Source organism: Oceanobacillus sp. FSL W7-1304 (genome assembly GCF_037969805.1).
Lineage (GTDB): Bacteria > Bacillota > Bacilli > Bacillales > Amphibacillaceae > Oceanobacillus > Oceanobacillus profundus.
The window spans coordinates 3,797,373-3,822,464 of the sequence record NZ_CP150211.1 but is presented as its reverse complement, the minus strand read 5'-3'; the positions used below and the strand labels follow the sequence as shown (position 1 = coordinate 3,822,464).

General features: G+C 38.0%; 27 protein-coding genes and 2 pseudogenes. 15 read left to right on the top strand and 14 right to left on the bottom strand.

What is annotated here, in order from left to right; translation table 11 throughout:
• Positions 1 to 126 precede the first annotated feature (126 nt).
• From NYE61_RS18955 to NYE61_RS18925, 7 genes are all read right to left on the bottom strand, one after another.
• Positions 127 to 771, bottom strand: a complete 645-nt coding sequence (locus NYE61_RS18955) for an SDR family oxidoreductase (protein WP_118890325.1) — start codon at positions 769 to 771, stop codon at positions 127 to 129.
• 263 nt (positions 772 to 1,034) lie between these two features.
• Positions 1,035 to 2,426, bottom strand: coding sequence for a DHA2 family efflux MFS transporter permease subunit (locus NYE61_RS18950; protein ID WP_303447477.1), 1,392 nt, complete (start codon positions 2,424 to 2,426; stop codon positions 1,035 to 1,037).
• Between the two features lie 213 nt (positions 2,427 to 2,639).
• The gene (locus NYE61_RS18945; protein ID WP_118890323.1) at positions 2,640 to 3,518 is read right to left on the bottom strand and encodes a TetR/AcrR family transcriptional regulator; all 879 of its coding nucleotides are present in this window, start codon (positions 3,516 to 3,518) and stop codon (positions 2,640 to 2,642) included.
• A 443-nt stretch (positions 3,519 to 3,961) separates the two neighbouring features.
• Positions 3,962 to 5,413, bottom strand: a complete 1,452-nt coding sequence (gene aldA, locus NYE61_RS18940; protein ID WP_118890332.1) for an aldehyde dehydrogenase — start codon at positions 5,411 to 5,413, stop codon at positions 3,962 to 3,964.
• Between the two features lie 397 nt (positions 5,414 to 5,810).
• Positions 5,811 to 6,077: a hypothetical protein gene (locus tag NYE61_RS18935; RefSeq protein ID WP_095313295.1), complete on the bottom strand. Its 267-nt coding sequence runs from the start codon at positions 6,075 to 6,077 to the stop codon at positions 5,811 to 5,813.
• Between the two features lie 285 nt (positions 6,078 to 6,362).
• Positions 6,363 to 8,078 (bottom strand): GMC family oxidoreductase, encoded by a 1,716-nt coding sequence (locus NYE61_RS18930; protein WP_251659387.1) that lies wholly within the window; start codon positions 8,076 to 8,078, stop codon positions 6,363 to 6,365.
• 37 nt (positions 8,079 to 8,115) lie between these two features.
• Positions 8,116 to 8,898 (bottom strand): gluconate 2-dehydrogenase subunit 3 family protein, encoded by a 783-nt coding sequence (locus tag NYE61_RS18925; protein ID WP_303447476.1) that lies wholly within the window; start codon positions 8,896 to 8,898, stop codon positions 8,116 to 8,118.
• A 381-nt stretch (positions 8,899 to 9,279) separates the two neighbouring features.
• Between NYE61_RS18925 and NYE61_RS18920 the strand changes: the two genes are divergently transcribed.
• Positions 9,280 to 9,597 (top strand): hypothetical protein, encoded by a 318-nt coding sequence (locus NYE61_RS18920; RefSeq protein WP_336623543.1) that lies wholly within the window; start codon positions 9,280 to 9,282, stop codon positions 9,595 to 9,597.
• A gap of 72 nt (positions 9,598 to 9,669) precedes the next feature.
• Here the strand turns inward: NYE61_RS18920 and NYE61_RS18915 are convergent, their stop codons facing one another.
• From NYE61_RS18915 to NYE61_RS18905, 3 genes are all read right to left on the bottom strand, one after another.
• Positions 9,670 to 10,386, bottom strand: coding sequence for an RluA family pseudouridine synthase (locus NYE61_RS18915; RefSeq protein WP_303447475.1), 717 nt, complete (start codon positions 10,384 to 10,386; stop codon positions 9,670 to 9,672).
• A 278-nt stretch (positions 10,387 to 10,664) separates the two neighbouring features.
• A complete protein-coding gene (locus NYE61_RS18910; protein ID WP_303447474.1) occupies positions 10,665 to 11,807 on the bottom strand; it encodes a glycosyltransferase family 1 protein in 1,143 nt (380 codons plus the stop codon).
• A gap of 59 nt (positions 11,808 to 11,866) precedes the next feature.
• Positions 11,867 to 12,409, bottom strand: a complete 543-nt coding sequence (locus NYE61_RS18905; RefSeq protein WP_095313306.1) for a phosphatase PAP2 family protein — start codon at positions 12,407 to 12,409, stop codon at positions 11,867 to 11,869.
• A 315-nt stretch (positions 12,410 to 12,724) separates the two neighbouring features.
• Here NYE61_RS18905 and gvpQ point away from each other — a divergent pair, with 315 nt between their 5' ends.
• The 11 genes and pseudogenes from gvpQ to NYE61_RS18850 all read left to right on the top strand — a co-directional run bounded on the left by gvpQ (position 12,725) and on the right by NYE61_RS18850 (position 18,282).
• Positions 12,725 to 13,294: a gas vesicle protein GvpQ gene (gene gvpQ, locus NYE61_RS18900; protein ID WP_095313308.1), complete on the top strand. Its 570-nt coding sequence runs from the start codon at positions 12,725 to 12,727 to the stop codon at positions 13,292 to 13,294.
• 52 nt (positions 13,295 to 13,346) lie between these two features.
• A complete protein-coding gene (gene gvpA / locus NYE61_RS18895) occupies positions 13,347 to 13,622 on the top strand; it encodes a gas vesicle structural protein GvpA (protein ID WP_095313309.1) in 276 nt (91 codons plus the stop codon).
• Between the two features lie 74 nt (positions 13,623 to 13,696).
• A pseudogene (gvpO, locus tag NYE61_RS18890) lies at positions 13,697 to 13,975 on the top strand (gas vesicle protein GvpO); the annotation flags it as partial.
• A gap of 19 nt (positions 13,976 to 13,994) precedes the next feature.
• A complete protein-coding gene (gene gvpN, locus NYE61_RS18885) occupies positions 13,995 to 14,909 on the top strand; it encodes a gas vesicle protein GvpN (RefSeq protein ID WP_251659394.1) in 915 nt (304 codons plus the stop codon).
• Positions 14,910 to 14,914: 5 nt separating this feature from the next.
• Positions 14,915 to 15,682, top strand: a complete 768-nt coding sequence (locus NYE61_RS18880; RefSeq protein ID WP_095313314.1) for a GvpL/GvpF family gas vesicle protein — start codon at positions 14,915 to 14,917, stop codon at positions 15,680 to 15,682.
• Positions 15,679 to 15,936, top strand: a complete 258-nt coding sequence (locus tag NYE61_RS18875) for a gas vesicle protein GvpG (protein WP_095313316.1) — start codon at positions 15,679 to 15,681, stop codon at positions 15,934 to 15,936. The genes NYE61_RS18880 and NYE61_RS18875 overlap by 4 nt, the downstream gene beginning before the upstream one ends.
• 9 nt (positions 15,937 to 15,945) lie before the next feature.
• Positions 15,946 to 16,749 (top strand): GvpL/GvpF family gas vesicle protein, encoded by an 804-nt coding sequence (locus tag NYE61_RS18870; RefSeq protein WP_303447473.1) that lies wholly within the window; start codon positions 15,946 to 15,948, stop codon positions 16,747 to 16,749.
• A gap of 14 nt (positions 16,750 to 16,763) precedes the next feature.
• Positions 16,764 to 17,012, top strand: a complete 249-nt coding sequence (locus tag NYE61_RS18865) for a gas vesicle protein (RefSeq protein ID WP_095313319.1) — start codon at positions 16,764 to 16,766, stop codon at positions 17,010 to 17,012.
• A complete protein-coding gene (locus NYE61_RS18860) occupies positions 17,002 to 17,322 on the top strand; it encodes a gas vesicle protein K (protein ID WP_240033863.1) in 321 nt (106 codons plus the stop codon). Before NYE61_RS18865 ends, NYE61_RS18860 begins: the two co-directional genes overlap by 11 nt.
• A 43-nt stretch (positions 17,323 to 17,365) precedes the next feature.
• Positions 17,366 to 17,686: a gas vesicle protein gene (locus NYE61_RS18855; protein WP_095313321.1), complete on the top strand. Its 321-nt coding sequence runs from the start codon at positions 17,366 to 17,368 to the stop codon at positions 17,684 to 17,686.
• A 32-nt stretch (positions 17,687 to 17,718) separates the two neighbouring features.
• Positions 17,719 to 18,282: a YtxH domain-containing protein gene (locus NYE61_RS18850; protein ID WP_303447472.1), complete on the top strand. Its 564-nt coding sequence runs from the start codon at positions 17,719 to 17,721 to the stop codon at positions 18,280 to 18,282.
• Between the two features lie 274 nt (positions 18,283 to 18,556).
• Here NYE61_RS18850 and NYE61_RS18845 read toward each other — a convergent pair.
• Positions 18,557 to 18,748, bottom strand: a pseudogene (locus NYE61_RS18845) (KGG domain-containing protein); the annotation flags it as partial.
• Positions 18,749 to 19,339: 591 nt separating this feature from the next.
• Between NYE61_RS18845 and NYE61_RS18840 the strand changes: the two are divergent.
• The 3 genes from NYE61_RS18840 to NYE61_RS18830 are packed head-to-tail and all read left to right on the top strand — an operon-like array spanning position 19,340 to position 22,867.
• Positions 19,340 to 20,335 carry a TAXI family TRAP transporter solute-binding subunit gene (locus NYE61_RS18840; protein WP_303447471.1) on the top strand — a complete coding sequence of 332 codons (996 nt, stop codon included), beginning with the start codon at positions 19,340 to 19,342 and terminating at the stop codon, positions 20,333 to 20,335.
• Between the two features lie 19 nt (positions 20,336 to 20,354).
• The gene (locus tag NYE61_RS18835; RefSeq protein WP_095313328.1) at positions 20,355 to 20,864 is read left to right on the top strand and encodes a DUF1850 domain-containing protein; all 510 of its coding nucleotides are present in this window, start codon (positions 20,355 to 20,357) and stop codon (positions 20,862 to 20,864) included.
• The gene (locus NYE61_RS18830) at positions 20,861 to 22,867 is read left to right on the top strand and encodes a TRAP transporter permease (protein WP_303447470.1); all 2,007 of its coding nucleotides are present in this window, start codon (positions 20,861 to 20,863) and stop codon (positions 22,865 to 22,867) included. Before NYE61_RS18835 ends, NYE61_RS18830 begins: the two co-directional genes overlap by 4 nt.
• Positions 22,868 to 23,053: 186 nt before the next feature.
• Here the strand turns inward: NYE61_RS18830 and NYE61_RS18825 are convergent, their stop codons facing one another.
• The 3 genes from NYE61_RS18825 to NYE61_RS18815 form a co-directional block, all read right to left on the bottom strand.
• Positions 23,054 to 23,395 (bottom strand): general stress protein, encoded by a 342-nt coding sequence (locus NYE61_RS18825; protein WP_095313330.1) that lies wholly within the window; start codon positions 23,393 to 23,395, stop codon positions 23,054 to 23,056.
• A gap of 156 nt (positions 23,396 to 23,551) precedes the next feature.
• Positions 23,552 to 23,710: a hypothetical protein gene (locus NYE61_RS18820; RefSeq protein ID WP_158586302.1), complete on the bottom strand. Its 159-nt coding sequence runs from the start codon at positions 23,708 to 23,710 to the stop codon at positions 23,552 to 23,554.
• Positions 23,711 to 23,730: 20 nt separating this feature from the next.
• Positions 23,731 to 24,993 (bottom strand): hypothetical protein, encoded by a 1,263-nt coding sequence (locus NYE61_RS18815; RefSeq protein WP_095313331.1) that lies wholly within the window; start codon positions 24,991 to 24,993, stop codon positions 23,731 to 23,733.
• Positions 24,994 to 25,092 lie beyond the last annotated feature (99 nt).

Genomic DNA, 25,092 nt, shown 5'->3' with positions numbered 1-25,092 from the left:
CTAGTATACTATAGTACAAAATAACAGATCGGGGAGATTTCAAAAAGCCCATTGTGAAAAATCACATCGAAAAGAGCTTCGACTAACTGTTAACACGGAGCTTTTCCCTTCTACTTGAACTACCGCTTATACAGTCTCTAATACTTCTCCGACCTCTTTCTCACCTTCTATTACCTCAAATGTTTTCCTGTACGTGTTGTTGCGATCAAGCACATCGACAAGAATATGTGCTACATCAGCTCTTGGAATGGAGCCATCACCAATGTCGGGGAATTCATGTGAAATCTTAATTTCCCCTTTTGCTTCATCGTTAGATAAAGGACCAGGACGAACAATTGTATAATCAAGATCCGTTTGCTGGAGATGGCGATCCGCAACTCCCTTGGCAACCATATAATGTTTGATTTTATCTTCTTGTTCATCTGGATTGGCAGAGCCAACTGAACTTAACTGAACAAAGCGCTTGACTCCTTTATCCATAGCATAATCTACTGCTTTTATCGAACCATATAAATCAACAGTCATTGTTTTATCTGCACCAGTTGAACCGCCGGAACCTGCTGCAAAGATCACTGCATCCACATCGTCAAATGCAGAACTGAAGTCTTCTTCAAGGTTGGCAAGCACGACATTGTCTGCTCCGATTTCTTTTAATTTATCTACCTGTTCTTCTTTGCGTACCATTGCCGTAGCCTTATGATTTGAATCAGCCAGTTCTTTCACAATCTTCCTGCCAACTTGTCCATTCGCTCCAATAACGAGTACGTTCATATTATAACCTCTCCTTTATAATGATATCTGTTTAAAATGTTCCCTCTCACCAGTTTGCAAAACATAGCGAGGAAGGTTTCCCTATTTGTTCTGCTTTTAAAATAAATAAGACGCATGAAATCTGATTTAAAATCCTGATTTCATGCGTCTTTTATTTTCATGGTTGAATCGAAAACCAGTTATTTTTTCTTACCTCTCAGTGTTTTTGGATGGCAATAGATTATTTTTTATCTCGGCCTAATATCATCAGGATTCTCTGGACGTTAGTTTTTAATAAAGAATGCCATGATTAATGCAATAACAGCAAAAATTGCTGCAACAATAAAGGAGATATTAACACCATGCAACATTCCAGCAACCCCCTGATCTGGAATGCTATTACTTGTCATTACCGTTACAAGAAGGGCGGTACCAACAGATCCTGCAACCTGTCGCATTGTATTGTTCATTGCTGTTCCATGCGGAATTAACTTGGTTGGAAGCTGGTTCAATCCAGCCGTCGTCACCGGCATCATAACCATAGAAATACCAAACATCCTTATCGCGTTAACAGCTGCGATATAAGTGAATGTTGTCTCTTCTGTAAAAATCGCAAACATAAATGTTGTAATGACGAGAATGGTCACCCCTATAATGGATAGCCACCTTGCTCCAAATTTATCAAATAAACGACCCGTAATAGGGCTCATAATCCCCATTAACAGAGCGCCCGGCAACAATGCTAATCCAGACTCTAACGCAGAAAAACCGAGCATATTTTGCATCATTAACGGCAATATAACAGCAGCACCGATCATGGCAATAAATAGCACCATACCAAGGACTGTCGTTATTGTAAATACACTATATTTAAATACCCGGAATTCCAGAATTGGTTGTTCTAACTTCAACTGTCTGAAAATAAACCACACGAGAGCAAGTGCACCAATGAGAAGCGATAAGACTACCTGCATACTTGTCCACCCACTATTACCAGCGGCGCTAAATCCATATAACAAACCACCAAACCCTAAAGTTGATAAAATAATGGATAAGATATCAAGCTTAGGGAATGTCCTATTGGTAACATTTTTAAGCAAAAGATAAGCAAAAATGATATCTAAAATGACAATCGGAAGAATTACATAGAATAAACTTCTCCACGGGAAATGATCGACAATCAAACCGGATAAAGTTGGGCCAATCGCTGGGGCAAATGCAATAACCAGGCCGAACATACCCATTGCTGATCCACGTTTTTCAATTGGAAAAATCATGAACATGATTGTTTGCATTAATGGCATTATAATTCCTGCACCAGCAGCCTGGAGAACGCGCCCGGCCATTAAAATAGAGAAAACCGGAGCAATAGCACACATTAATGTACCTAAACCAAAGATAGTCATTGCAGTGAGAAATAATGCTCGGGTTGTAAAACGCTCAATTAAAAACGCTGTAATTGGTATCATAATTCCGTTTACAAGCATAAAAACAGATTGCAGCCACTGAGCGGTATTCGCATCCAGCTGTAAATCCGCCATAATATGGGGTAAAGCTGTAGCTAAAAGTGTCTGATTCAGAATCGCAACAAAAGCTCCAGAAAGCAATACAGCAATAAGTGGAGCTTTATTGAATACAGGTTCATCCGGTTGTGCGCCGGACTGATTTTTAACCATAGTATTAAAACCTTCTTTCTTATTTAAACGAATATTTAATTTACAAAAAATGGGATAGGGTACGAAATTTATAGAACAACCGCTTTAACATGTAACGGCGAATAGGAACTAACGTATAGTTTATGAATATCACTCATTTTTAAGCACCATGAATTCATAAAGATAAAAGGTCGGATTCTTTTAAACTATAGAATCCAACCATTTTTGTTTATTCTATAAACTGTCTAGTACTTGCCATGCCATTTTAACGATTTGACTTATTTCAAGCTCATAACTTGAGCCTTCAAAAACATGCTTCAGTGATAATAATACACTTTCCAGCAAAAAAAGACGCGGATTTTCTGACTGGAACTCCTTAAGCAAAAACTGAACATACTCATTATTTTTCGCTTTTTCTTCCTTTTCCAGCTTCTTAGTAAGGTTACTTAATCTAATAATTAATTGTTGCTTCATCTCCATATAATCCGTTGATAAACTGTCAATCGTTAAATCCAGCCAATTTTTTGGAAAAAAAGCTTTTTTATTTCCCTCACGAATGACAGGTTTCAATTGATCAAGCGCAAACTGAACAACCGTTTCGGTGGCCATTTCTGTATTCGCACCCAAATTCCAAACACGTATGATCTGATGAATGCAGCCAGTTAACATGACAGCATGATCTACCGCGTGGCGCGCCTCTTCTTCACCAAAAACATCAACCAGTCTTTTAGCAATCCAGTTCAATTCCTTTGTTTGGTTCTTTTTAAAGAATGCTTTTAAGTCATTATCATCTGAACATGCAACTGAACCAAAAATAGCCAGCAAATTGTGGTAACGGTTCATATCTAACCGAACAGCAATTTGTGATACGAGAACATTTTCGTCTGCTTTATTTTCGCCTTGCGCAAGTTCAATCCGTCTTCGCTCTGCTTTTTCGTTAACTGTTTCTAATATGGCAATCAAACATTCATTTTTTGAAGCAAAATAATTGTAAAACGTCCCTTTCGCAATTTGCGCTTCATCCAGAATGTCCTGGATCGATGTTTGGGCAAATCCATTTTCGGAAAACAATCGATGTGCTGCATCGGTTATTTGTTTTTTTCGCGGATTCATTATATCACCTTCTGTACCACTCGTCTATTTTATTTTACAACTAAAATCCTTTAATATCAACCACTTTTATTTAAAACGTTTAGACCAGATTATTTTTTAGACTTGAAGTATAAAAAATAATCCAGGAAATTGAAGTAATATGGTAACAGAATGATATTCTAATATATTGTTGTCACATCTATTTTTGTTAACCAAACAACCTCGTTAACTGCTGTATTAGGAGAGATTTAACGACGCTTTTAACACCTCCATTTGATAGATATTTTATTGAACAATAACGATTAACATATGTAAAACCTTTTAAAAATTTTGATGTCTAAGCAACCCTGAAAGACAATTTAACATTGATATAACAACAAAAATGGCATACGTCATTTCGTATGCCATTGCCATTTATTCATTATGCATCCTCAAAACAGAATAAAATTGTCCCAAGTGTATTCCTACTGTTTATCCTTGTTATATTGCATGTAAACTACATGGGTGACAAGAAAATCTTCAATACCATGTTTTCCGTCTGTTCCGCCCAGGCCGGATTTTCTCATTCCTGCATGATACCCCTGTACCGCCTCAAAGTTTTCACGATTGACATATGTTTCACCGAATTTCAGCTCATTAATTACACGCATGGCTTCATTCATATCTTCTGTATAGACAGAAGAAGAAAGACCATAAACCGTATCATTACCTTTTTCGATTGCTTCATCAAGTGTTTGAAAGGTATCAATTGGGATAACAGGTCCAAAAATTTCCTCCTGCATAATATCGGATTCATGTGTCACATTCGTTAAGATTGTCGGCTTATAAAAATAGCCATTGTCCTGATTTGCACGTTCACCGCCAATAACTACTTCAGCACCGTTCTCTTTCGCTTTTTGCACCATATCATCCACTGTTTTAAGCCGGTCACCGCTAATTAGCGGACCAATATCTGCTTCCTTGTTTTGCCGTGGATTATCAATTGTTTGACTTTCAAACCTTTCCTTCAATTTATTTATAAAGGTGTCCGCAATATCTTCCTGAACATAGATGCGTTCCGCGTTTGTACAGGCTTGGCCATTGTTGGCAAGGCGGGATGTCGTAATATTTTCAGCAGCTACGTCCAGATCTGCATGTTTCGTGACAATAGCAGGTGCTTTGCCACCTAATTCTAGATTTACTTTCGTAATATTGGATGCAGCTGCTTCCATTACCTTTGTCCCCGCTGCAATGCTGCCGGTCATGGATATCATCGCAACTTTTTCATGGCTTGCCAATGCATTCCCAACCTCTGAACCAGTACCAGTCACAACATTGTACACACCTTTAGGGATTTCCTTCATTTTATCAACTATCTTCGTAAATTCCATTGTTGTATTTGGTGTTTTCTGACTTGGCTTTAGAACAAGCGTACAGCCAGTGACAAGTGCTGATGCCACTTTTCTGGCAAGAATGAATACCGGGAAATTCCATGGTACAATACCAGCTACAACACCGATCGGCTTCTTATAAATATAGATATTTTCATTTGGACGATCGCTCGGAACAATGTCACCCTCTATCCGACGTGCCCATTCCGACATATAATGAAAATAGTCAATCGCCAGATCTACTTCACCTTGCGCAAGGTCGTAATTTTTACCTTGTTCCTCCTGAAGCAAATCAATAAAGGTATCACGTTTCTCCTGAATCGCGTCCCCTAATTTACGAACGATTTTCCCGCGTTCAATGTTTGGTTTTAATTCCCAGGATTTTTGGGCATCAAAAGCTGCTTGGACAGCTCTATCCACATCTTTATCTGTACCTCTGGGAGCTTGGGAGATTACCTCTTCTGTAGCCGGATTGATAATATCCAGCCATTCGTTCCCTGTAGAGTCTGTATACTTACCTTCAATATAAAGTTGATGTTTTTTCATCATAACGAGCCTCCTTGCAATTTAATGGTGACTACCTATTAATGGATATTCCACTTATTTTTTGCAGTTAAACTAGTACAGTTTTTTTAGATTTAAATATTGTTAAAATATAAAATTGAACCCTTTTAAAAGAAATGGATATCCTATATAACTACTACCGAAGGAGAGGGAAAAAGGCTTTACCTGTGCAGATCAAAAAAATACTGAAATTGAGCTAAATAGACGAGATTCGCACTGAATTAAATGAAACAAATGAAAACCCACAATTCCCCCCCTAAAATAAACGCTACCTTCACATTTCCACAGATTTCTAAAATGAATGGAATTGTGAAGGTATATTGAATAAATCCTATCAGCTGTTTCTCCTACAAGATAACTTTTTTCTACTCCCAAAGCTTTACTCTGCACCTCTGTCACTGTCGAATTCTAGATCCTCTCCCTTTTGTAACTCTTGATCTGTTTGATCAGGATCTTCATCATGGATAAAGGATTTGTTTTCTTGATTCTCTTTATCCTCCAGGTTCGCATCATTTTCATAATGGGTTGGGTTATTCTTTACATCATTCTGCTGCTCATTCGAATCGTTATTATCAACGGTACAAGCTGATAATAAACTTAACGAAACCAAACTAGAAAAGATCAAAACTTTCCAATTGACTCTCATTATATGTACCACCTTACTTTTCATTTTTTAGAGGTTGTTCAAAAAGTCCTTTTAGTTAACATTAATATGTCCCTAAAATGACAATCATAGTCTTGAATCATTCATCCATTTATTTGGTGATATTGTTGTTTTAAAGGAAAATACCTGCTCCACAATAGAAGGCAGGTATTTTAATCTCTTTATATAATGGAGAGGAATACTCCTACCTAAATATGAGAGCTTACTTAGGTGAGGTCAACTAACAAATAATCAATAGCAATGAAAGAAACCACGGATTAAAAAAACTTAAACAAGAGAGCCGCCTTGCTTAAGGTACATTTCAATTCCTTCTGCAGCTCTATAAGATAAAGCACCTAATGTACCAGTCGGATTGAAACAACTATTATGAGGAAATGCTGAAGCCCCGACGACAAATACATTTTCAGCATCCCACATCTGTTGATAAGAGTTAATTGCTGACGTTTCAGGTTCAGCCCCCATAATGACGCCCCCAGTATTATGGGTGTTCGTATCGACGTTTACGTTGAAGGGTGCTTGTTCACCAACTGTATCTATATGATCTGGCCCCATCTCTTCAGCGATCGATCTTGTAACTTTCGCCATGTACTTCACTAACGCTTTGTCTTGTTCTGTATAATCATACGTTATGCGCAATAACGGCATGCCGTATGCATCTTTATAAGTAGGATCCAAATCAATATAATTTTGCCGGTGAGGCATACTGGCACCTTGTGATTTGACCTGGAGGATGCTATTTGTGTACTTAATCGATTGTTCCTTAAATTCTTTTCCCCACGAAGGCGTTCCAATTGGCACGTTATTATTGGCAATTGGCCGGTTCCCGTATTGTGTAGAACGGATTCCTGCTCCGTGAATAAAGTTCTCATTCGCATGGTCGAAATTATCACCTGTGAATTCGGGAATTTCAATCCCCAATGCCCCAGCACCAGCATATAGATTAAATTCTCTATCATTATAAAATAAAGTAGAGTACCCGGAACTTACTTGGTAACAATAGTTTTTGCCAATAACACCTGTCCCGTCTGCTGGATTATACGGTTTACCGAGTCCAGAATTAAGCAGAAGTCTTGCATTATTAAATACATAGCTTGCGACGACCACTACTTCTGCAGGCTGTTCAAATTCCTCCCCGGTAAGTGCATCCACATAAATAACACCAGTAGCTTTCGTCCCATCATTTAAAATTCGCGTTACATTAGCATGTGTACGCAGGTCAAGGTTACCCGTTTCTTGTGCAACAGGCAGAACAGTTACAACCGGGTCCGCTTTTGCGCCATACTCACAACCAAAGTTTTCGCAGTACGCACAGTATTGACAAGCTGCACGTGCAATTCCATCTGGGTTTTCGTAATTCTCGGATAAATTCGCAGAAGGCATCATATAAGGTTTGTAACCAAGTTTTTTGGCTGCCTTTTCAAATTCCTCTAGTACGGGTGTTTTTAGCATTGGTTTGGTTGGATAAGGATTTGAACGGTGACCATATAATTCAACCGTCTCACCTGAAATACCGGACATTTTTTCAAAGGTATCGTAATATGGTTCTAACTCGTCATATGTAATGCCCCAATCCTGAAGTGGATAATCAGCTTTGATTTTGTTTTTCCCGTATCTTTCTTCCGTCATCGTTTTAATCTCAAAATCGTATGGAAGAAAACGGTATGTTTGTCCATTCCAATGACTACCTGCGCCTCCAAGGCCATCCCCAACAATAAACGTACCATATTGGCGCATTGGGAGTGCTCTCATCTTGCTGTTATTACGATGTGTAACGGTTTCTTTGGATAAGTCTTGCATTAATTCTTCTCGATGCTGGAAGCGGAGTTCGTCATGGACCATAAGATAATCACTCATCTTCCTCTCTTTCCCTCGCTCGAGTCCGACGACTTTGATTCCAGCCTTTGTTAGTTCAGAGGCAATAATCCCCCCTGCCCAACCCATTCCAATGACAACAACAGGTTCTTTTGGTAATTTTGTAGCCATGTTTCTCAACCCTTTCTATTTTTGAACAACCTATTTCTTATGAATGTCCCATATGACTCTGGAGGCTGTTTGGTTCCAGTTCAACAAAATCCTTTTTTTGGATTTCATTGATATAACCCATTCTCGTACCAGGATACTTTCGCATTTCCCAACCCAGCATCTCTTTATTGCCACCATACATCGGATCTGCATAAACACCCTCCAGCGTTAACTGTCTGAGCAATTTGAAAAACTCAGTTGTAGAAACACCAGAAATCGAACCTGCTTTGCCTTCCTCAAAAGCAGCTAAAACGTCGTCTTGCTCTCCTGCCTCTAAGTCTAGAAACTGCTTTTCATAATTTTCATTGCTGTAATTATCCAATCTTTTTAAACCTAAGCGGAATAAATCTTGGCGTAATAGTTTGATTTGTTCACCTTGTGTTGGTTCAGGTTTATAAAATGGACCCAGCCGATAATCCTTTGCATTTACTCCCCATTGACTAGCAAGTTGATGATCAATATATATCGCAGCATTCAATTCCATAGCACCAGGGCCATTCTCACCCTCTGGAAAAATACGTTCTACCGCTGCATTTGTTGTTTGATATTCATCTGGGGTAAAAAACATTAAGGCAACATTTGGGTTAGCAACTTCAGCGACCGGCGGCGGAGTTTGTTCTGTTTGCACCTCCCCACCCCTTAAATTGCCAAGTAAGCCACCAAATGTCGCACCAATTGCAATCCCACCAACTGTTAATCCTGAATTTTTTAAAAAGGCACGTCTTGTACTATTTGTATTTGCTTGTTTTGTTATTTGATTGTTCTCCTTTTCCGTCACCATAACCCCTCCTAATATATAAAGAATAAGTAAATCCAACATATTTAGAGCTACACCATATTCTTATCTCAGATTGATAGTCTTTACGGCAAGTTCCCTTCATGATAAAGATTAAGAAAGTTTCTTTCTTATCTGCACACAACGTCAATGTGGATGTGTTTTATACTTTTTTCCATAATTATGTCCAAAACTCGAGGTGAATAAACTTAATGCTATACCGGTAAATGTTTTTTTGCAGGAATGTATATATTCATAACACTTCCTAATTTAGGTATAAAATGCATTGCCACTAATTTAAGATATGGTATCTAATTTCCCAAAGGTATAATATGAATTTAGATATCATGCACGATTTCCGTGCTGAAAAAAAGAAGATATAGATAGTTGAGGCGAACGAGTTTTATTGCTAAGGAAGAGCTCAAGGGAATTTATCAAATTATCGAAATCTTAGATGGTCTCGCTATCGAAATAGCAACAAAAAATGCCAAGGAAGAGGAAGTGATTCCGAAGGAGAGTATTCGGGTATTGGCGGCAGAAACTTCTCAGGCAGAGAAGGAAGTAATGACGTCGCCATTCAAACTGCACTCTTTACTAAAAAAGGATGCGAGCGAATCATTCGATTTGCATTTGACCTTGCCAGGACTCATAATACGGCTGAAATTATTAAGAATTGAAGTAAGAGTAAGATTGAGGTGTGAATAAAAGTCTAACTTTTTTGTGCAAAATAAGTATTTTATCATGCGCTGGAATCTATTCCAGCGCGATTATTGTGTTTTAGTAGATTGCTAAATTCAAATTACCCTTTCCTTTATGAATATCTTTCCAAACACTCCACGGATAACGCTCTTCTGGCGGAGGGCAATGAACCTCTATCATTTCTTTTTTTACCGGATGCTCGAATCGTAATAAATTTGCCCATAGCGCGATTTGCTGTCCAGGTCGGTTAACCTTTTGTCCATATTTTTGATCACCAAATATTGGGGTTCCATTAGCAGATAGCTGAACACGTATTTGATGCGGCCTTCCCGTATGGAGCTGAACGGACAACAAACTTAAATCTTCTGTCTTTGCGATCATTTTATAATCAAGCACCGCTTTCTTAGCCTTTTGGTGATTGGCTGCTACCGTATAAACTTTGTTTTTACGAGTGTTTTTGAAGAGATAATGCTCCAATTTTGTCTCTGCTTGTATCGGCACCCCTCTTACAACAGCCATATATTTTCGTTCGATTGCTTGTCTCCGAACTAAATCCGACATTCGTGAAGCTGCTTTGGAGGTTTTAGCGAAAACCATCGTTCCACCAACTGGGCGATCCAAACGATGCACTAATCCAAGAAAAACATTTCCTGGTTTTTGATATCTATTTTTTAGGTCCTGTTTCAGCATCGACAAGAAGTCATTATCCCCTGTTCGATCTGCTTGCACCGGGATATTTACTGGCTTTTCTACAAGCAACAGATGATTATCCTCATATAAAACTGAAATTTCCACACATACCAATACTCCTTAACCCATGATGTTTCACATTCTAATTTTCATTTATCAAGAGACGACGAATTGATCACCCCAATTAAAACAATTAACCTACTACTCTAGTATGGTTCAATTCGAATGTCAAGGGTGGCAGTTTAAATTGGTTCTGAACAACTGTCAGCTTCTGAGCGTTTATCTCTTGAAAAGAAAAAAAAGGCTAAACTCATCATGTATGAATTCAGCCTCTGATCCAGTATTTCGTTTTAATACGAAAACTGGGCATATTACCTATACTATTAAGCAAGCACTCTATAACCAGCTTCCTGTACCACTTGTTCATACTCTTCTAAAAGCCCATCAAAAATCGCATCCCAAGCTTGCGTTTTCGCATATTTTTTTACCTCTAATCGCATTGTTTCTCTCTCCACCCGATTGGAAAGCATACGAATGATCGCTTCCGTAAAAGCATCATTATCCTTCTCTTCACATAAAATTCCTGTTACGCCATCCTTAATAATGGTTCGAACGCCACCAGCATTAACACCAATTACGGGTGTTCCGCATGCCATCGATTCTAGTACAACATTGCCGAAGGTTTCTGTGGCAGAAGGAAAAACAAATAAATTCGCCGCTGCATAAATTTCTGCTAAATCCTCTCCAGTTATATAGCCTGCAAACGTCATGTTAGTCGAGGCAGTCTGTTCCATTTCATCTTTTAATGGTCCGTCACCCACTATTAGCCAGTGAACATTATCGATTCCTTTTTGAAGCAGCTTTTTATTAATGTCTGGCAGTAAGTTAACATCTTTTTCTGGTGAAATTCTTCCAACATATAGCAGAATGTATTTTTCTTTAATCTGATATGCATCTCTAACACGCTGCTCATTATAGTTACTATGATACGTTGATATATCTACACCGCGAGACCAAATCGATAAATTTGTAAATCCACGCTTTTGTAATTGTTCTTTTGTATCTGTTGAAGGAACAAAAATTTTCTTTAACGGGCGATGAAACCAGTGCATATATTTCCAAAGTACCCTTGATAAAAATTGCATATCATAATAGGCCAAGTATTTATCAAAATTGGTATGGTAGGATCCTACAACCGGGATGTTTAACTTTTTCGCGTAATGCAGTCCACAAAGCCCCATATTAAATGGAGTAGCAACATGAATAATATCAGGCTGAAATAGCTGTAATTCCTCTCTTACATTTGACATTTTCGGCAATGCTAATCGACATTCTTGATATAGAAAAAAAGGTAAACTAAGAAAACGATGAACATTACTTGAATATAAGTCTTCATTCGAACTTTTAGGTGCAAACACGCGGTATTCAATTCCTTGTTCATCTAGATATTCCGTAAAGCGTTTTAACGTTTTAGCGACCCCATTCACTTCTGGTGCAAAGGTATCTGTAAAAATAGCAATTTTCAAGCCCATCCACCCCACATTAAGTTTTTAAAAATTAACATGTAAATAGGTATAAACGACTTTTATGACAAGATAAGCATACGAATAAAAGAAAGTGATAACATGCCTACTGTTGTCCCAAATAAACACCCTACAAGTACATCTGTAGGATAATGAAGCCCTAAATAAATCCGCGATAATCCAACAGCAATGCCCAATGGCAGTAAAACGGTGGTCATTATAGGATAATAAAATATAAATGGAATTATGATTGCAAATATTGCTGTTGTATGTCCTGAAGGAAAGGAGTGATCCTGTAATGGATTTTCCATAACATGTATTTTTTCTAAGCTTACATATGGTCTTTTGCGAGGAAACAGCTTTTTTAGAAGTGCAACTGGAAGATGACTAAGTGTTAAAGCTACTGCACTAGCAATCGCAAGTAATTGAATCGTTCCAGAGGTGAAAAGCATTAGAATTAGTACGGTGGCTATCGTAAACCTTGCACCACCAAAATGCGTAACCGTTCGAAAAAAGGTGTTCACATACTTTCTTTCAAAGTATTGGTTTAACAAACGAAACAAGTGAATTTCAGTTGTATAAAACCAATTTAAGAACTTGACCATTCTGTTTATCCCTCCATTAATTTATTCGTACCCTCATATCCATTTTAATGAATGAATATTTAGTCAATAATAATTTAATGTAAATTTATTTATATTTATAGGACAGATTTGCAGGACTTCATAATTTTAATACAAATGTAATTTTTGTAATTCTAGCTCCCATATAAAGCAGTATGCTTCAATTCTTTCATACCTCTATTGTTACAATCCTCCCATTTTCCGATACCAAGTTAAAATTACCGAGTTTCTTATACGTATGGAAGGGTATTTAATTGCAAAGCCAATACAATTTGGCCCCTGCTAAGGAGGTTTTCTATGGAAACACCGAAGAAAATAATCGAAAAACCCGGTGTACAAGCTTCATTTATTGCTGGTGGGATTACTTTTTTAGCTACTACTGCACCTTTTTTACTCCCTAAAGTAAGAAAAGGGATTCGCATTGCAATGCCAAAAGTAAAAAACATAATCAAACGAGCAGACGATCCGACGGAAATCAAGCAAGCAGTAAAATCAGAAATGAAAGACGAAATGGCTGAACAATTCCGTAATAAGCTAACAGAAGGCATTCAATCCAAAGCGCATGAAGCTGCAGAAAAGCTGAAGAAAAAGAAAGATGAAAATGCAAAAAAGATTCATGCTAATGCAGAAAAAGCAGAAAACAAAATGCAGCATGCGCTCTTACAGGTGAAGGAAAAAGTAGCTGGTGCCAAAGAAACTGGACAGAAATTCCAGAGCAAATTAAGAAAAAGGACAGGATCAGACTCAAGTATTCGTGGTGTGAATCACATCAAGGGTGTAAGTCATATAAAAAGTGCTGCATCTATTAAAAGCTCTACGAAAATTAAAGGTCCAAGAAGTATTAAACATTATGCAGACGTTAAATAATGCAAAGCTTAATCGTAAGTAAATTCAACATCCAGAAAGGAGCATGTTATAAATGGCTATTCAAAAGTCAACCGATAGTTCAAGTTTAGCAGAGGTAATTGACCGCATATTAGATAAAGGGATTGTAATTGATGCTTTCGCAAGGGTTTCCGTAGTAGGGATTGAATTAATTACCATTGAGGCACGAGTTGTTATTGCGAGTGTCGATACATGGTTACGATATGCAGAGGCCGTTGGTTTATTGCAAGATGACTTTGAAGAAGATGGTCTCTCAGATCGTTTATCTGCACGCGGAGATAGTTTGGAGTATCAAGAGGAAGAAGCATAACGTTTAACTTACAAACTGGAATTAGAATATCGTACATGTTCTAATTCCAGTCATACTTACAACAACAATATAAGGAAGTGAAACATATGAAAATAATGGAGGAAGTAAAGCAGTTTTTTAACGATAATATCGCCCCTCCACATAAAATAATTTCTGTGAAAAAACAAGAAGAAAATGGCGAGAGCAGCTGGCGGGCATTAGTAGAAGTCATCGAGGAAAAAGAATATATGAAAAAATATGCCAATGACCAAATGATTGGATTATACGAAGTTTTTCTCGATACGGAATCCGAGGTTACCGGATTTTCAAGAATCAGTCTTCGGTTCCGAAGTGATTTAGAGGAACAGGCTTAGGTGAACGGGAGGATTAAACATGACCGATGACACAGAGACAAGCCAAACTAGCTTATATGAACATTCAGCTTACTACAAAGGGATTATTAAACGGTCATTACGATATCTGGATACCGGCTATCCCCTCCATTTCACTGGTCCTTCGGGAATTGGCAAAACAACACTCGCTCTTCATATAGCGAAACAGAGAAAACGTCCCGTCATGTTGATCAATGGAAATAAAGATCTCTCAACAGAAGATTTTATTGGTGCTTTTACAGGTTATAAACGCAGAAAATTAAAGGATAATTATGTTCGAAGCGTTCATAAAATCGAAGAAAATGTTACCGAATCCTGGTCAGACGGTCGGTTACTGGAAGCAGTGAAAAAAGGTTACACACTTGTATATGATGAATTTACACGTTCCAAGCCAGAGATTAATAATATATTTTTACCTATTCTGGAAGAGAAGATTTTACCTCTCTATGGAACCAAGCAAAAAAGATCCTTTATAAAAGTTCACCCGGATTTCTCCGTTATCTTTACTAGTAATCCTGTAGAATATGCTGGTGTCTATAAAACCCAGGATGCTCTGCTGGACCGGATGGTAACACTGACACTTGGTTCGTTGGAAAAAGAAGCTGAAATTACAGCCGTAATCAATAAAACAGAGATTGAGCGGGAAAAAGCACAAGCAATCGTTGAATTTATGATGAAAATCAGGAAACTTTGTCATACGAGTCAAGATTTTCAAGGGCCTTCATTAAGAGCATCCATCATGATAGCTGAATTAGCAAAACGGTATGACATACCAATTAACGGTTCAAATGAAGAGTTTAATCAGTTGTGTTTTGACATTACATGGTTCCCTCTTCAGGCATGTATGGAAGACAAGCATAAACAACGGGCGAAAAGGCAACTCGTACATGAATGCAAAAAAATTACGTTAGGGTGAATGAAATGAGTGAAGAGCAAGGAATATATGTTTTTTGTGGTATTCAGACAAATAATGAAACAACGTTTGGAACCATTCATTTTGAAGGACAAGAAAGAGAGATTTACACCGTTCATTATAAAGACGCAGCAATGGTTGTCACACGAGCTCCTATGAAAATCTATCATCCTAGTAAAGAAAATCTAATGATGCATCAAGAAGTGCTTTCAAGGGTAATGGAAACAATGGACACAGTCGTACCAATTAGTTTTGGAAATTTATTTCAAACCGAAGAAGATGTCATCGCCTTAGCTGAAAGCCTCTACCCTCAGTTGTTGAAGATTTTCCCTCAAATTAAAGGGAAAATCGAGGTTGGTTTAAAGGTTGTCGGCAAGAAAGATTGGCTAGAGAAAAACATCATGCAAAATGATGATGTTATGAAGAAAAAACAGGTAGTTCGTTCCAAATCTGAGGCTGCCGGATACTTTGATCGGATTCAACTTGGGGAGATGGCGAAGAACTTCTTTCAATCGCTGCAGAATGAAATCAAATCAGAAATACATGATTCATTAGTACCTCTTGCTGAAGCGAATGAAATCAATGATCCAATCGGTGAAAAAATGCTTCTTAATGCAGCATACCTGATAGACCGTGATAAAGAGGCAGAATTCGATGAACATGTAAATAAACTTCATGATAGATGGCAGGATAAAGTGGAATTTAAATATACAGGACCATGGCCAGCGTATAACTTTATCAATATTAAATTGAAAATAGAGGAACCCTCGACATGATTCAAAAAATCTTCACTTCGCCGATAAACTTAATTGTAAAAATTGGGGAAAAGGTTCAAGAAGAAGTGGAAAAAGAGCTATACGATCTGGAACATATCCAAAAGAAATTGATTCACCTGCAGATGATGTATGAGCTTGAAGAAATTGATGAGGATTCTTACAAGCAATCAGAGAAAGAACTGTTAATACGTTATGAGATTGCTAAAAAACGAGAAATGGAACAAATAAATGAGTTAACAAAACGAAAAAAGTGAGGATGGAATATGGAGAAATTAATCTATCTATATGGAATTATACCAGCTGGCGGAATAGATGCGGCTCCCCTTCCCTCTCTTAAAGGGTTAGATGAGAAGTCGCAGATTTATAGACTTCCATTCGAAAATGTCGAAGCAATTGTCTGTGAGCTAGATCCAGTGGAATACAGTGAAAAGGAGCTCGAAAAAAAAACAAATGATGTAAACTGGCTCCATCAGAAAGCATTTCATCATCACGAAACATTGATGAAACTGTATGAGCGATATCCCATCATACCGATGAAATTCTGTACCCTCTATTCTGGTCTGGAAAGTCTAAAAAACACAATCAATACCCATCAAAAGCGTATGCTTCAATTACTTGATAACATCGCTGATAAAGAAGAATGGATATTAAAACTCTATTGTGAGCGAGATAAAATAAAAGAAATAGTGGCGTGTAATAATGAAACAATAGAAGCTAAAAAAGAAAAAATTGCTGCCATGTCACCAGGTCGACAATACTTGGAAAAAAGAAGGCTTGATCAACTAATTGATCAAGAGACAGAGAAAGAAACACATGTCTTTTCAGAAACGATTCATGAGAAACTAGCAGCATTAAGCGTCGACCACGAAGTGAAAAGAAATTGGAATAAGGATGTAACTGGCCGTCAAGAGGAAATGTGCTGGAATAGTGTCTATATGGTGGATAAATCCGAAATAACCAACTTTAAATCTAGCATTAAAGAGCTACAGGAAAAATGGGCAGAATCAGGCTGGTACTTCGAGGTTACAGGACCATGGCCATCCTACCATTTTGCCAGAATTAGCTAGTTTGGAGGATACACATGGAATTGGAAAATAAAGAGGTTGGTCTTATTGATATACTCGATGTAGTTCTGGATAAAGGTGTAGCAATTAAAGGAGACCTCATCCTCTCTATCGCTGGAATCGATTTAGTCTATCTTGATTTGCGCGTATTGATTTCATCGGTTGAAACACTAATTGAGTCGAATAAGGAAACTGCTGAAAAATTATCATCGAAACAATTTGATTATGAAAAGGAGGAGTTGGATCGTGTCATCCATCAATCTTAATAATCAACCAGCATCTCTAGCAGGTCTTGACCATCGACCAGAAAAAAGCGGACGTATTGAACTTGACCCAGAAGGTGCTGAAGAAGGTCTTGCCCAGCTCGTCCTTACCGTCATCGAGCTATTACGTCAACTTGTGGAAAGACAAGCAATTCGCCGCGTGGACGGAGGGAATCTGACGGAAGAGGAAATTGAAAAACTCGGTGTAGCGTTAATGAATTTAGATATGAAAATGGAAGAATTAAAAGAAATTTTTAATTTTACAGATGAAGATTTGAACATTGATTTAGGTCCATTAGGAAATTTACTATAGGTTGAATGAAGATTGATACGGGATTTCACAGGGAGGGTAAGACATGGCTAATGGAAACTCCCCACAAACAACTGGTGGGTCCAGTAATTTGGTTGACGTTCTCGAAACGGTATTGGATAAAGGGGTTGTCATTGCGGGAGATATACGGGTAGGAATTGCAGATGTGGAGCTGCTTTCCATCAAAATCAGATTAATTGTCGCATCCGTTGATAAAGCAAAAGAGATTGGAATGGATTGGTGGGAAACAGACCCATACCTAAACTCGCAAGCAGCGTTGCAGGAACAGGATAAATTAAAAGAGGAAAATCAAAAGTTACTAGAGCGATTGGAAAAATTGGAAGGTAAACTGTCTAGCGAAAGCTAGCAAATCAAAAATTTTACTAGGAGGAATAAATCATGACTGAACAAAACAAACAGGATACGCAAAAGAATAGCAAGGAATCTGATAAAGTTTATACAAAAAAAGATGTTATAAGAGGTGGTATTATCGGTTGGGGAATCGGTGTTGCTACCACCCTATTACTCGCTCCGAAGTCCGGAAAAGAGCTGCGCGGAGATATTACCTATCAAGTAGGCTCCGCTAAAGATAAGGCAGTAGATAAATCACGTGAAATCAGTGATTCAGCAATGGATAAATATGCTGCTATCAAAGAAAATGCCACCAATAAAACAATAGAGCTAAAGGATAAGCTTAATCCTGCAAAGAACACGTCGTCCAATGAAGCTAAATTGGATGAAGAAGATTCAAAAAACAATTCTGAGTCACAATCTAATAGAACAAAAGAGAAACAAAATCCAAAGGATGAGCAGAAGGACAAACAAAACCCATCTGCAAGTTCAAATAAGAAAACAGAAGCTAATTCAAAAGCCGGTTCTTCCAGCGCTAGAAGAACAGCTGCAAAAAGAAGTTCAGGCACTACTCCAAAAACACGTGCCAAAACAGCTTCAGCTTCGAAATAATAAAGGTCACTAAAACGTAAAGAGTAAGAAAAGGCAGCCAACTATTGCGGTTCCCTTATAGATCAGAGACTCATAAAGCCCGGTACAGTCATTCGACCTCCACTTTGTGAGTCTCTGTTTTGCTATGCGAGCTTACATCATAAATAGACAAAAAGGAAAGGGTAGATCCCCTCTCCTTCTTTACCATACATATTAAAGTTTTTAGTTATGAATTGTTGCTGTTGTTATTGTTGCTGTTGTTATTGTTGTTATTGTTATTGTTATTGTTCCGTTGACGCGCACGTGCATTGCCGCCCTTTTCACCAATTTCTTCAAAAAATTCCTGGTCATGATTCTTAGCGGTTGCTTCGCCGCCTTTTTGACCTATTTCTTCATAGAATTCCTGGTCATGATTTCTTGCGGTTGCTTTACCGCCTTTTTTGCCAGCTTGTTCACGAGACATCTTACCATTATTGTTCTTAGCCATGTTAATAGCTCCTTTCAATAGTTGATATTTTTGCTCGTACAGTAATTGTATTCCACGTAGTCTATTACCTAAACATGAATAACAGTTTTTAATGGGCTTGTATTCCAATTGTAATGTTCTTATTACATCTGTTCATTTCTATACCTGCATTCGAATGATTTACAGTAGCTAACTCTTATTCTTTTCTTGTCATTTCCTATTTTCAAAAATGATTTAAACACTGGATGTCTCCCCGTTAAGCTCTCCATCCATAATCATGATGTTCTAATATTGAAAGAAAAACATAACATATAATTATCAACAAAATATATAATACAAGCTGCCTAATCTGTCAGTTCTTCTTTCCGAAGTCTTCCCACAGATAAGATCCAGTTCAAAGACTTTTTATAGTCTTCTTTGAACTGGACTTTTTATTTAGAGTAAAAAAATTATTGTTTAAATTCATACATGATTTGAAAGTTTTTCAAATGAAAGCATAGAGTCTAAACATAGGAGGTGTATAACTATTTCCAGTATCCATATTTTACTAGACACATTGTTGTACGATGATTGTTTCTTAAGTAAAGCTACTTAACCATTGGAGGTATTTTAATGAAAAAAATTTTATCCATCTTCGTGTTCGTATCCATATTTATGATAATTTCCGCGTGTAATAATAATAGTAATTCTGATCCTGCTGGCGAAAGCGGAAATGCTGAAGATGTATTAGACGGTGAGTTTATTACGATTCTTACAGGTGGTTCATCTGGTGTGTACTACCCGCTAGGAGGAACATTAGCGAATATCTTCCAAGATTTAGGTGCTAATGCGAACAGCCAATCTACAGCAGCGTCTACAGCAAACGCAACAACCCTTAACCAAGGAAATGCAGAAATCGGATTTTCGATGGGAGATGCAGCTCAGGATGCTTATGAAGGAGTTGCTAGCGCTACAGAAATAGGTGCTCAGGAAAACATCCGTACACTCGCCTCCCTCTATCCGAATTATTTACAAATTGTAGCGACTGAAAGCTCTGGCATTAAAACAGTTGAAGATTTAGCTGGAAAAAGAGTTGCTGTTGGTGCGCCTGCATCTGGAACAGAAATCAGTGCGCAACGTGTGCTGGAGGCATACGGAATGACATACGATAACATCAACGCCGATTTTCTTTCCTTTTCTGAAGGAGTCGAAGGGATTCAAAATGGAAATATCGATGCAGTCGTTATTTCTTCTGGATTGCCAAATGCCGGTGTGCTCGAGCTTCAGACAACACAGGATGTTGTAATTGTAGAAATTGCTGAAGATATCATTCTCGGAATGCAAGAAGACTATCCTTCCTTTTTTCCAACGACTGTACCAAAGGATATATATGATATGGAGGAAGATGTATCAACCATAGGTGTTAACAATGTTTTGTTGACACATAGTGAAGTTTCAGATGATATGGCCTACGCAATGGCTAAAGCTATATTTGATAACCTTGATCAATTACAGAACACACATAATGCGGCTAACGATATCACATTAGAGAATGCATTACAAAACCTGCCAGCACCACTCCATCCTGGTGCAGCTAAATATTTTGAAGAACAAGGGATAACAGAATAAAAGCGGAAGTTTTGGCTAAATGATTAAAAAAATAACGCTGATACTTGCTATTCTGCTGGTTGGATTCGGGATCAGCGTGATTCCCGTCCAATCAGGTATTTTATTAACGGATGGAGAAGAAAATCCATTACTTTTTCTGCCTTGGGATTCGGATAAATTAACAATCGGGTGGAGACATTCTGTTGAATTGACACCTTGGAAGGAAACATATCGAATAATCGAAAATGGAAATCTAAGTCTTGAGTCTACATTGTACAAGTCTTATGGGGCAGGGACTCCAGATACAGATGGTAAAGTAGAATTTCTTCCGAATGGATTTATCCAAGTTACTGGAATAGATCGGGTTATACCCCATTATTCCCTGTTCTATGTCGCGATTTCAAACTATTATCTCGAAAACAATGAACAAAGGTATCCGTTATCCGACTACGTTCCGGAAGACATAAATATCCAAATCCACTATGAACAAATACAAGTCTATAAATGGCTACTGTTAAGGATATTCAATAAGGAGGTATCCCTCAGGTGAGTAATTCCATTAAAAAAAATGAAAAGTCACTAGAAGAGCTTGCGGAAAAGGACGTGCAAGGAATCATTCGTGAAGAATTATCAGAAGAAGAAAAACAAAAGATTGTTGAAAAATACGATTCAGAAGCCAGGTTCCGAAAATTGAATATACCTTGGATGGCCAGGCTTGTTATGATTATCTCAGTTTCCTTGGCCCTATTCCACTTGATTACTTCATTTACAGGACCCTTAGTTACACTACAACACCGCGCATTACATACGGGAGTAGTAATGGCTCTTGTATTTTTACTGTATCCCTCACGTAAAAATGCACCACAGACTCGTGCAACAATCATTGACTTTTTGCTTGCTATCCTATCGATTGCAACCATCGTTTATATTTTCACCGATTATATGGGGATTGTAAATCGAGCTGGATTGCCAAGCCAAAACGATATTATCTTCAGTTTACTAATGGTTCTGCTTGTCCTTGAAGGTGGACGGCGAGTAGTTGGGAATGGACTGACCGTTCTTTGTACCTTGTTCCTCTTGTATGCCTATTTCGGTCCATATCTCCCTAGAGTAGTTGCCCATCGCGGATACCAAATAGACGACATTGCTTCTTACTTGTATTTAACAACAGAAGGTATATTCGGGACTGCAATAGGTGTTTCTGCTACCTATATTTTCTTATTTATCTTGTTTGGAGCATTTTTAAATCGCACCGGAATGGGACAATTATTTAATGATTCCGCAATGGCTATTTCTGGACATACTGCCGGAGGTCCCGCGAAGGTTGCCGTTGTTTCAAGTGGTTTTCTTGGTTCTATTAATGGTTCTGCCATTGCGAATGTCGTAACGACAGGTTCGTTTACGATCCCACTAATGAAGAAAACCGGATATTCCAAAAATTTTGCAGGAGCTGTGGAGGCAGCAGCCTCTGTTGGTGGTCAGATACTTCCACCGGTAATGGGAGCGACTGCCTTTATTATGGCAGAAACGTTAGGGATGCCATACGCGCAAATTGCTATCGCAGCCATTATCCCTGGGATCTTATATTACATGGGCGTTCTTACAGTTGTTCATTTACGCGCCAAAAAACTTGGCTTAAAAGGATTATCCCGAAAAGAGCTTCCGAGAATGAAAGATGTTTTAAAAGAACGAGGACATTTGCTCATTCCACTTATTATCCTCATTTATATGTTATTTGGTGGGTTTACACCCATTTACGCTGCAGCATGGGCAATCATTTCGACTGTAGTCATTTCTTTACTAAGAGCAACAACGCGAATGAATCTGAAAGGCCTTTTTCAAGCGTTGGAAGATGGAACACGCAGTGCACTTGGTGTTGCGATGGCCTGTGCGATGGTCGGAATTATTGTAGGTGTAGCCTCTTTAACAGGATTTGGCTTAAAAATGACCTCGGCAATTCTTATTCTTGGTAACGACACACTTATTTTGACATTATTCTTTACGATGATTGCGTCCATCATTCTGGGAATGGGGCTACCTTCTATACCTACGTACATTATTACGTCCTCCATGGCAGCACCAGCGTTGGTACAGTTCGGTGTCGAGCCTTTTGTATCACATATGTTTGTTTTTTATTTCGGTATTTTGGCAAACTTAACCCCTCCTGTAGCCCTAGCAGCATTTGCCGGCGCAGGACTGGCAGGTGGCGAACCAAATAAAACTGGATTCATATCACTGAAACTCGCAGCTGCTGGGATTCTCGTACCCTATGTATTCGTTTATTCGCCTGAGATGCTGATGCAAGATGCTGACGCTTTAAGTATCCTATTGATTGCGATTACAGCAATTATTGGGGTTATGGCATTAGCTATCGCACTAGAAGGATACTTGCTGGAAAATTTAAATTGGGTTTTAAGGGTGATTTCAGCAATAGCTGCTGTCGTATTGGTAATACCGGGGATGTTGTCTGATGCTATCGGTATCGTTTTATTCGCAATTGTCATTGCCACTCAAATTATCAAAAGAAAAAGGATGACACAAGCAGAAGCTTAGTTTGCCCAGAATGATGATGAGGTCAAATTATTTTACGGAAGGTCGTCATCCATGATGGTTAACGGTAACAAGCAAAATAATCGAATTTCTAAACGGCATAGATATTATCCTCAACAAAAAGCTGAGTGAGCAAGAATCTTATGCATACTTGCTCACTCAGCTTCTATATTTTTCTATTAATTTTTATTATGAGTTGTTGCTGTTATTTCTCCGTTGGCGTGCACGGGCATTACCACCTTTTTCACCAATTTCTTCATAAAACTCTTGGTCATGGCTTTTTGAAGTTGCTTCTCCACCTTTTTGACCAATCTCTTCATAAAACTCTTGATCATGATTTTTGGCGGTTGCTTCTCCACCTTTTTGACCGATTTCCTCATAAAAGTCCTGGTCATGATTTTGAGCAGTGGCCTTTCCGCCTTTTTGGCCGATTTCCTCATAAAACTCTTGGTCATGATTTCTTGAGGTTACGTTTCCACCTTTTTTTCCTGCTTGTTCACGAGACATCTTACCATTATTGTTTCTAGCCATTTTCTAACAGCTCCTTTCAATAGTTGATAGTCTTGCTCGTACATTAATTGTGTTCCACGATAGAAATTACGTAAACATGAAAAATAGTTTTTAATAGGTTTGTATTCCGATTGTAATATATTTCATGCGCTCCCTCTTAGTGGTGAAGTGTAAAATCTACTTCTTTTTATTTTTCCCATTCAATTTATCAAATACTTTTTCTGTTGCTGTTTCTTTTTCCTCTTTTTCTTTATCTTCCAATTCAAAGTCGAGGCGATCCTCTGTCGGCAAACTAAAAAACGAATCCTTTGATGACTTCTTTTCTTTGGAAACCATAAGCTCATTCCTTTCTGATTTTAAAATCGAGCATTAATTTCAGAATTCACATAGTTTTTTCGTTTCATCCATACAAACCCATCACCTTTTGTAATGACAGCTACATCAATTGGTGGACCAACAGACTCTGTTGCTCTTGTCACTCGTCTTTTAAAGGAAGTAAGACTAATAAGCATTTCTGCCATATCGGCCAGCTCTTCTTTTGGCAAGGATCGCACAACACCAAGTAATGGCTCAACATAATTTGTTTGCTGGTATTCCTTTACTGCATCTTCTATCGACTCATACACTTCTTTACCCAAGCTTTGCAGTTCTGTAACTTGTTCCTCGGTAAAATCTATCGATACATGCTTTTGAATTTGCTCTGGATAGTCTTTTAACACGTTAGCAATAATGTCAAAGATAACATCTTCCATATTCGGTTCCATTCCGCCTATGAATGAATCGACCATTTCTCGTTGCGCAAAAGCGGTAACAGCAGCTGTTCCATCCATTTTATCTGTCGTATAGCTAATTCTTTTTTCCTTTAGCTTTTTGTATTTCAATTGGTCAAATACAAAGCCTTCTAATCGGTAGTTTAATAATTGCGGAAAAATTTCTTCTTCGCCATATCCAGCAATTACAAATCCAGTACTTCCTACACTGAAATAATCTTTCTTTGCTGCTTCAAAAGCAAGCTCGTAAAATGTTTCCGTCAGTTCACTGGGGATTTCATACGTAATCAGCTCATCTTTAATCTCATCAATAACAGAGCCGAATTTTTCTTTAAATGCACCATAATTGATCTCCAAAAAGGTTTTTCTCTCCTTTTGGTACGATTGTATATTCTCATTTATACAGTCAACTAACCATTCCGTTACTTTTTCAGCGGAAATTCCCCCATCTTTATTCCTTTCATGCCTGATTATGTCCTCCACTTCTTTTACAATACGCTTTAGATTGTCAGAAAAAATGCGGTAAATGACTATTTCTTCTACATTTTCATTTTTAAATCGCTCATCTTGTCGTAAAAAATTAAAAAAGTCCTCCACATAGTTGGTCAAATTAGCGAATTTCCGTTCACCAAGATTATCGCGATACGATTTAATAATGACATCCCAAGGCACCTCCATAAACGATGCAGCACCATAAACCATTATTCCGATTGGATGTTCACTTGATAAGGAGAATAATTTGTTTGCTGTATTATAAACCTTTTGTACACCGTCTCTGCCACTTGTGATTGCACTATCAGCAGCCAACGAAATACCTTGTTTATTCATTATTGCTACCTCTGCTGTCATATGTTTGCCTCCTTTTTCTTACTATGTATGTATCACGAATCAATGGATATGAAACGAAATCGATTATGCTTCTATCATGAAAAGCAGCTATTAGACTTT

Excerpts from the sequence above, each read along its gene's own strand:
- NYE61_RS18955 (WP_118890325.1), bottom strand. The coding sequence starts at position 771 with ATGAACGTACTCGTTATTGGAGCGAATGGACAAGTTGGCAGGAAGATT.
- NYE61_RS18950 (WP_303447477.1), bottom strand. The coding sequence starts at position 2,426 with ATGGTTAAAAATCAGTCCGGCGCACAACCGGATGAACCTGTATTCAAT.
- NYE61_RS18945 (WP_118890323.1), bottom strand. The coding sequence starts at position 3,518 with ATGAATCCGCGAAAAAAACAAATAACCGATGCAGCACATCGATTGTTT.
- aldA (WP_118890332.1), bottom strand. The coding sequence starts at position 5,413 with ATGAAAAAACATCAACTTTATATTGAAGGTAAGTATACAGACTCTACA.
- NYE61_RS18935 (WP_095313295.1), bottom strand. The coding sequence starts at position 6,077 with ATGAGAGTCAATTGGAAAGTTTTGATCTTTTCTAGTTTGGTTTCGTTA.
- NYE61_RS18930 (WP_251659387.1), bottom strand. The coding sequence starts at position 8,078 with ATGGCTACAAAATTACCAAAAGAACCTGTTGTTGTCATTGGAATGGGT.
- NYE61_RS18925 (WP_303447476.1), bottom strand. The coding sequence starts at position 8,898 with ATGGTGACGGAAAAGGAGAACAATCAAATAACAAAACAAGCAAATACA.
- NYE61_RS18905 (WP_095313306.1), bottom strand. The coding sequence starts at position 12,409 with ATGGTCAAGTTCTTAAATTGGTTTTATACAACTGAAATTCACTTGTTT.
- gvpQ (WP_095313308.1), top strand. The coding sequence starts at position 12,725 with ATGGAAACACCGAAGAAAATAATCGAAAAACCCGGTGTACAAGCTTCA.
- gvpA (WP_095313309.1), top strand. The coding sequence starts at position 13,347 with ATGGCTATTCAAAAGTCAACCGATAGTTCAAGTTTAGCAGAGGTAATT.
- gvpN (WP_251659394.1), top strand. The coding sequence starts at position 13,995 with ATGACCGATGACACAGAGACAAGCCAAACTAGCTTATATGAACATTCA.
- NYE61_RS18880 (WP_095313314.1), top strand. The coding sequence starts at position 14,915 with ATGAGTGAAGAGCAAGGAATATATGTTTTTTGTGGTATTCAGACAAAT.
- NYE61_RS18875 (WP_095313316.1), top strand. The coding sequence starts at position 15,679 with ATGATTCAAAAAATCTTCACTTCGCCGATAAACTTAATTGTAAAAATT.
- NYE61_RS18870 (WP_303447473.1), top strand. The coding sequence starts at position 15,946 with ATGGAGAAATTAATCTATCTATATGGAATTATACCAGCTGGCGGAATA.
- NYE61_RS18865 (WP_095313319.1), top strand. The coding sequence starts at position 16,764 with ATGGAATTGGAAAATAAAGAGGTTGGTCTTATTGATATACTCGATGTA.
- NYE61_RS18855 (WP_095313321.1), top strand. The coding sequence starts at position 17,366 with ATGGCTAATGGAAACTCCCCACAAACAACTGGTGGGTCCAGTAATTTG.
- NYE61_RS18850 (WP_303447472.1), top strand. The coding sequence starts at position 17,719 with ATGACTGAACAAAACAAACAGGATACGCAAAAGAATAGCAAGGAATCT.
- NYE61_RS18840 (WP_303447471.1), top strand. The coding sequence starts at position 19,340 with ATGAAAAAAATTTTATCCATCTTCGTGTTCGTATCCATATTTATGATA.
- NYE61_RS18835 (WP_095313328.1), top strand. The coding sequence starts at position 20,355 with ATGATTAAAAAAATAACGCTGATACTTGCTATTCTGCTGGTTGGATTC.
- NYE61_RS18825 (WP_095313330.1), bottom strand. The coding sequence starts at position 23,395 with ATGGCTAGAAACAATAATGGTAAGATGTCTCGTGAACAAGCAGGAAAA.
- NYE61_RS18820 (WP_158586302.1), bottom strand. The coding sequence starts at position 23,710 with ATGGTTTCCAAAGAAAAGAAGTCATCAAAGGATTCGTTTTTTAGTTTG.
- NYE61_RS18815 (WP_095313331.1), bottom strand. The coding sequence starts at position 24,993 with ATGACAGCAGAGGTAGCAATAATGAATAAACAAGGTATTTCGTTGGCT.